We start from the raw sequence: 5,843 nt of genomic DNA on the forward strand, positions 1-5,843 counted from the left end.
CTGCGCCGCGGCATCGAGAAGGCTGCTGACGCCATCGTCAAGGAACTCGTGGCCCAGTCCAAGGAAGTCGAGACCAAGGACCAGATTGCTGCCACTGCCACTATTTCTGCAGGTGACCCCGAGATCGGCAATGAGATCGCCGAGGCTCTGGACAAGGTCGGCCAGGATGGCGTGGTTACTGTCGAGGACAATAACCGCTTCGGCCTGGACCTGGAGTTCACCGAGGGCATGCGTTTCGACAAGGGCTACATCGCTCCTTACTTCGTCACCAACAACGACGACCAGACCGCCGTTCTGGATGATCCCTACATTCTGCTGACCTCGGGCAAGGTCTCCAGCCAGCAGGACGTGGTTCACATCGCCGAGCTGGTCATGAAGACCGGCAAGCCCTTGCTGATCGTGGCCGAGGACGTGGACGGCGAGGCGCTGCCTACCCTGATCCTCAACAAGATCCGCGGCACCTTCAACTCCTGCGCTGTCAAGGCTCCTGGCTTCGGCGACCGCCGCAAGGCCATGCTGCAGGATATGGCCATCCTGACCGGCGCACAGGTCGTGTCCGATGAGCTCGGTCTCAAGCTGGACTCCATCGACATGAGCGTGCTGGGCACCGCGAAGAAGGTCATCGTCTCCAAGGACGAGACCACCATCGTTTCCGGCGGCGGTTCCAAGGATGAGGTCTCCGCCCGCGTGGGCCAGATTCGCACCGAGATCGAGAGCACCGATTCCGACTATGATCGCGAGAAGCTGCAGGAGCGGCTGGCCAAGCTGGCCGGCGGCGTGGCCGTCATCAAGGTCGGTGCAGCCACCGAGGTCGAGGCCAAGGAGCGTAAGCACCGCATCGAGGATGCTGTCCGTAACGCCAAGGCCGCCATCGAAGAGGGCCTGCTGCCCGGAGGTGGCGTGGCTCTGGTTCAGGCCGCTGCCAAGGCTGAGAAGGATGTCAAGCTGGATGGCGACGAGTCCACCGGTGCCTCCATCGTCTTCCGCGCCATCGAGGCCCCTATCAAGCAGATCGCCGAGAACAGCGGTGTCTCTGGTGACGTGGTCATCAACAAGGTCCGTTCGCTGCCTGCTGGTCAGGGCTTCAACGCCGCCAATAACGAGTACCAGGACCTGCTGGAAGCAGGCGTGGCCGACCCCGTCAAGGTGACTCGTTCCGCGTTGCAGAACGCAGCCTCCATCGCCGGGCTCTTCCTGACCACCGAAGCTGTCGTGGCCAACAAGCCTGAGCCTCCGGCTCCTGCCGCCGCTCAGCCCCAGGGCGACATGGGCTACTGATCCTTTAAGGTTCGGCCGGGCTTTCGGCTGAACCTAGTGATCGCCAAGGACGGGGCCTGCGCACCGGGCAATGGTGCGCAGGCCCCCGTTTCTTTTATGGTCTGCTTTCGTTTATCGTCTGTTCTGTCTTTCCAGATGCTTGCCAGATCTGGGCCCGATATGCCATGGTCAAATAGCTTTGAGCTGCCAGCACATCGGTCCAGTGCTCAGGCTCCGGCGAAGAGGCGTGTGGCCTGGGCTTCTGTATCTGCATAGAGAGCCGAAGCTTGGGTTAAAGCCGCCTGGATGCCTTCAAGTGCCTGTTCCATCTGGGCTTGAGAGGCGCGCCACTGCTGGGCCACTGTGGCGAATTGGTTGGCCGCCGAGCCTTGCCAGACACTTTGGAGATTGTCCAGGTTGGTGTACATTCCCGCCACGGCATCTCTGATGGCCCCTATCGAGCCGCTGACTGCGCCGGAGGCGGTCTGTATCTGATCCGAATCAACTTGGAACCGTGTCATGGTTGTCCTTTCCGTGAATGGCGGTGATGGTGGGGGAGTCCGATGCCGTCAACCGCTACTGTGGACACTATGACAGTGTTCACGCAGTTGCCCCGTCCGCGGACCCATGTGGTCGAACGAGTCTTCCTCCACAAGGCGAGTCCGGGCTCCGCTCCGGTCATGGGGCGGGTTCTGGCTTTCCTGCTTTTGATGGTTTTGATGACGAGCGCCCCTGGACCGACCAGGGTCTTTGCTGATGAGCCTCAGACCGGGGCCGGAACCATGACCGACACGATCACTGATCCACAGAATCTGCTGGGCTCGGATGTAGGATCCGTCAAGGATGCGATCAAGGAGACTGCAGAGCAAACAGGGGTATCGGTCCGACTGCTCTACTTGCCGCATTTCTATGAGGGCGTCAAGCCGGAGATCTGGGCATCCCGGGTGCTCGAATCGATGAAGCCTGCCCAAGACACGGTTATGCTGGCCGTGGCCTCTCAGGACGGCAAATTGGTGGTGGCAGTCTCCAGCAACTCGCAGGCCTGGCTCAAGGACCAATCCAGCGTGGATCAGCTCTCGCAGGCTGCTCTGGAGCCGGTCACCAAAAGCCGCAATCCTGACTGGGTGGGCTCGGCCAAAGCCATGATGACCCAAGTGGAGACTCTTGACCAAAACCACAGACATCACCGGGTCATGATCATCGCTCTTTCGGTAACGGTTGTGGTCCTAGTCGTTCTGGGTATAGCCGTTACGATTTGGTGGCGTCGCAGCAGCCGAAGCGGGGCTCATCATCGCAGGTCCAGTTCAGTGAAGAAGAAATCACGCCCGACAGAGACGGTCAGCGAACTTTCAGACAATACCCAGAAAGAGGCGGCAAGCTGAAGCCATGAGCAAACCGACGCAAGCACAACTGGTCGTGGTCGACGACGAACCGTCCATCAGGGATCTGCTGGTGGCTTCCCTGCACTTCGCGGGCTTTGCGGTCGAGACCGCAGCGTCCGGCTCCGAGGCCATTCAGGTCATTGAGCGCATCCAGCCCGATCTGATCGTCCTGGATGTCATGCTGCCTGACATCGATGGGTTCACAGTCACCTCCCGTATCCGTCAGGAGGGAATCGATGCGCCGGTGCTCTTCCTGACGGCCAGGGATGACACCCAGGACAAGGTCATGGGGCTGACTGTGGGCGGTGACGATTACGTAACCAAACCCTTCAGCCTGGAGGAGGTCGTGGCCAGAATCAAGGCCATACTGCGCAGAACCCGCGAGCATCAGGAGGACGACCCGATCATCCGCGTGGGCGATCTGGAGATCAACGAGGATTCCCATGACGTCACCAGGGCTGGCCGACCAATCGACCTGAGCCCGACCGAATACAAGCTGTTACGCTACTTAATGGACAATGAAGGTCGCGTGCTCAGCAAGGCCCAGATTCTGGACCACGTCTGGCAGTACGACTGGGGCGGCGATGCGGCCATTGTGGAATCCTACATCTCCTACCTGCGCAAGAAGGTGGATGGTATCACCGTCAGCGACGGGCATGGCCGGGAACACAAGGTCACCCCGTTGATCGAGACCAAGCGAGGAATCGGCTATATGATCCGGGCACCCAAGCAGAACGCATCGGACGGCGGCGATGGCGACTAGTCCCCAGAGTCCGACCCCTAAGACAGAACAGTCGGCTGTTCCCGACCCGAGGTCGGCTGACAGGTCCAGGTCGTTCAAGGGTTCGGACTCCGGCATGAGAGCCGACGCCAGCAAGCCGCGGGGCAGGTCTATGCCCAGGTCGCCTCTGGCTGCGATTCCCCTAAGTACCAAACTTGTGGCCAGCATGCTCATCCTGCTCATCGTGGGTACGGTAGGCGTTTCTGTAGCAATCTGCCAGATGGCCGACGACTACCTGATGAAGCGCACGGACTCGCAGCTGATCCGCCAGGCCAATCTGGGAATCCGCAATGCCACCCTTTTGCGTCAGGAGGATCTGAGCAAGAACGGCCTGGGCCCCACCGACTACTTCCTGCAGATCCGTGACGACGACCTGCATATCATTTCGGACGATCTGAATCCCATGCAGGTCAACGGGGTCATCTCCCGCCCGCGTCTGCCTGCCGACGGCAGCATGGGCTCGATACCCCTTGGCCAGCCGACCACGGTACCAGCATACGTGCGGATCTCTAAACAAGCCTCGCCCGACCGCGACACCATGAAGCGAGCCCGGGCCTCCTGGCGTGTGGTTGCCATGCAGTGGAAGTTGCGCAATGAACTGGACGGGTCCGAAATCAGCGGCGTACTCTTCATCGGTTTGTCCATGAGCGACCAGGATGAGGCTGTACACGATCTGACGGCTTTCTGCATGGTCATCTCCGCCGTGGTGGTTCTTCTGGGCGGGATTATCTCGGTCCTGCTGATCCAGTCCACTCTGGTTCCACTCAAACGCATCGAGAAGACTGCTGCAAAGATAGCGGCTGGCGACCTTTCCCAACGCATTCCCAGCTTCCCAGAAAATACCGAGGTGGGCTCCTTGGCGGCATCCCTCAATGCCATGCTGGCACGAATCGAGCAATCCTTCGACGAGCAGCGTCAGACCACTGAAAAGATGAAGCAGTTCGTTTCGGATGCTAGCCACGAGCTGCGTACCCCTCTGGCCGCCATCCACGGCTATGCAGAGCTCTACAGGATGCAGCGCGACTATCCAGGGGCTTTGGAGCGTGCCGATAAGTCCATTCAGCACATCGAGGATTCTTCCACCAGGATGACGGTCCTGGTTACGGATCTGCTTTCGCTTGCTCGTCTGGATGAGGGCAGGGGGATCGACCCGACCCTGTCGGTTGACCTGACTGCACTGGTGCGGGACGGAGTGGACGACCTGCATGCCCTGGACCCGGATAGAGAGGTGGCTATAGGAAGGGTTTGCCTGCATACCGAGGATCAGCCTGCCCCTCAGGAAATGCAAGCTACGGCCAACAAGGGACTGCCAGGCCTCAAGGGACGCAACAAGGAGAAAATCACCGTGGGCGGGCACCTGGGCCCATCGGTCAGCCTGGACATTCAGGAGGGATCTCTGCCCTCGGTACAGGTGACTGGCGACCCAAGCCGTTTGCGTCAGGTGATCACCAATATCGTGGGCAATATTCACCGCTATACTCCATCTGATTCCCCGGTCCAGGTGGGATTGGGCCTTGTCAAGGCAACCATCGCTCCAGCGGATTTGACAAGGTTGGAGGCCACTGAATCTTCGCTGGGGCGACTGACAGAGGCGATTCAGGTGGCAGAGAACAGCCATGTGGGCACTGACTACGCCATCATTCGCGTGGTTGACCACGGGCCAGGTGTCCCCGAGGAATCCAGGGCCAGGCTGTTCGAGCGTTTCTACACGGCCGACCCGTCCAGGGCTCGGGAGAAAGGCGGCACGGGGCTTGGACTGGCCATCGTCCAGTCTATTGTCAAGGCCCATCAGGGGTTCATCTGCGCTTCGCAGACCCCGGGTGGCGGCTTGACCTTCACCATCGTCATGCCACAGGGCGTCAGCCGGGATCAGGGGCACGTTGAGGACCAGGCCAATTCTGCCGCCAACCATCCCGTACGCCTATGACAAGATGGGTCGTCCTGCCCGCTTCAGTCAGGTAGACTAATCTCGGATATACCTGTTCAAGAAGCAACGTAAGGAAGTGGCAGAGCATGCCCAGCGGGAGAGTACGGTGGTACGACGCCAAGCGGGGGTTCGGGTTCATCACGGATGAACAAGGTGGGGATGTCTTTCTGCCCTCATCAGCCCTGCCTGCCGGGGTATCCACCATACGCAAGGGATCCCGGGTGGAGTTCTCGGTGGCGGAGGGCCGCAAGGGGCCCCAGGCCCTGGATCTGAAGCTAGTGGGGCCGACCCCCTCCATCCTGCGCGCCAAGCGACCTGATCCGGACGATATGGCCGCGATCGTGGAGGATTTGATCAAGCTGCTGGATTCGGCTGGCAATGGCCTGCGTCGGCACCACTATCCAGGTCGGGCTGAATCTGCCAAGCTGGCCACCCTTCTGAGGGCTGTGGCCGATGACTTTGATGTGCCGGACTGAGTGGACGGCGAGAAGAATCC

The 5,843-nt window shown here is 60.3% G+C and carries 6 protein-coding genes; 5 read left to right on the forward strand and 1 reads right to left on the reverse strand.

The genetic code is table 11. The features are described from left to right. A partial coding sequence (groL, locus tag AC0AP0_RS07860; RefSeq protein WP_490430062.1) for a chaperonin GroEL occupies positions 1-1,278 on the forward strand: 1,278 nt, incomplete at its 5' end. Between the two features lie 206 nt (positions 1,279-1,484). On the opposite strand, the gene AC0AP0_RS07865 is transcribed toward groL, so the two are convergent. After that, complete coding sequence (locus AC0AP0_RS07865) at positions 1,485-1,778, reverse strand: WXG100 family type VII secretion target (RefSeq protein ID WP_254477290.1); 294 nt, start codon at positions 1,776-1,778, stop codon at positions 1,485-1,487. A gap of 42 nt (positions 1,779-1,820) precedes the next feature. Between AC0AP0_RS07865 and AC0AP0_RS07870 the strand changes: the two genes are divergently transcribed. From AC0AP0_RS07870 to AC0AP0_RS07885, 4 genes are all read left to right on the forward strand, one after another. Next, positions 1,821-2,639 carry a TPM domain-containing protein gene (locus AC0AP0_RS07870; RefSeq protein WP_490430063.1) on the forward strand — a complete coding sequence of 273 codons (819 nt, stop codon included), beginning with the start codon at positions 1,821-1,823 and terminating at the stop codon, positions 2,637-2,639. 4 nt (positions 2,640-2,643) lie between these two features. Further along, positions 2,644-3,402: a response regulator transcription factor gene (locus AC0AP0_RS07875; RefSeq protein WP_254477292.1), complete on the forward strand. Its 759-nt coding sequence runs from the start codon at positions 2,644-2,646 to the stop codon at positions 3,400-3,402. Between the two features lie 94 nt (positions 3,403-3,496). Beyond that, positions 3,497-5,347 carry a sensor histidine kinase gene (locus AC0AP0_RS07880; RefSeq protein ID WP_490430064.1) on the forward strand — a complete coding sequence of 617 codons (1,851 nt, stop codon included), beginning with the start codon at positions 3,497-3,499 and terminating at the stop codon, positions 5,345-5,347. Between the two features lie 86 nt (positions 5,348-5,433). Then, entirely contained in the window at positions 5,434-5,823 is a 390-nt protein-coding gene (locus AC0AP0_RS07885) for a cold-shock protein (protein ID WP_015022102.1), read from the forward strand. The last annotated feature ends 20 nt before the right edge of the window (positions 5,824-5,843 follow it).

The sequence above is a fragment of the Bifidobacterium sp. POST2/T3 (B1) genome, assembly GCF_058197115.1.

What these genes read in the sequence shown, in the direction of transcription:
- AC0AP0_RS07865 (WP_254477290.1), bottom strand. Translation starts at nt 1,778, where the DNA reads ATGACACGGTTCCAAGTTGATTCGGATCAGATACAGACCGCCTCCGGC.
- AC0AP0_RS07870 (WP_490430063.1), top strand. Translation starts at nt 1,821, where the DNA reads ATGCCGTCAACCGCTACTGTGGACACTATGACAGTGTTCACGCAGTTG.
- AC0AP0_RS07875 (WP_254477292.1), top strand. Translation starts at nt 2,644, where the DNA reads ATGAGCAAACCGACGCAAGCACAACTGGTCGTGGTCGACGACGAACCG.
- AC0AP0_RS07880 (WP_490430064.1), top strand. Translation starts at nt 3,497, where the DNA reads ATGAGAGCCGACGCCAGCAAGCCGCGGGGCAGGTCTATGCCCAGGTCG.
- AC0AP0_RS07885 (WP_015022102.1), top strand. Translation starts at nt 5,434, where the DNA reads ATGCCCAGCGGGAGAGTACGGTGGTACGACGCCAAGCGGGGGTTCGGG.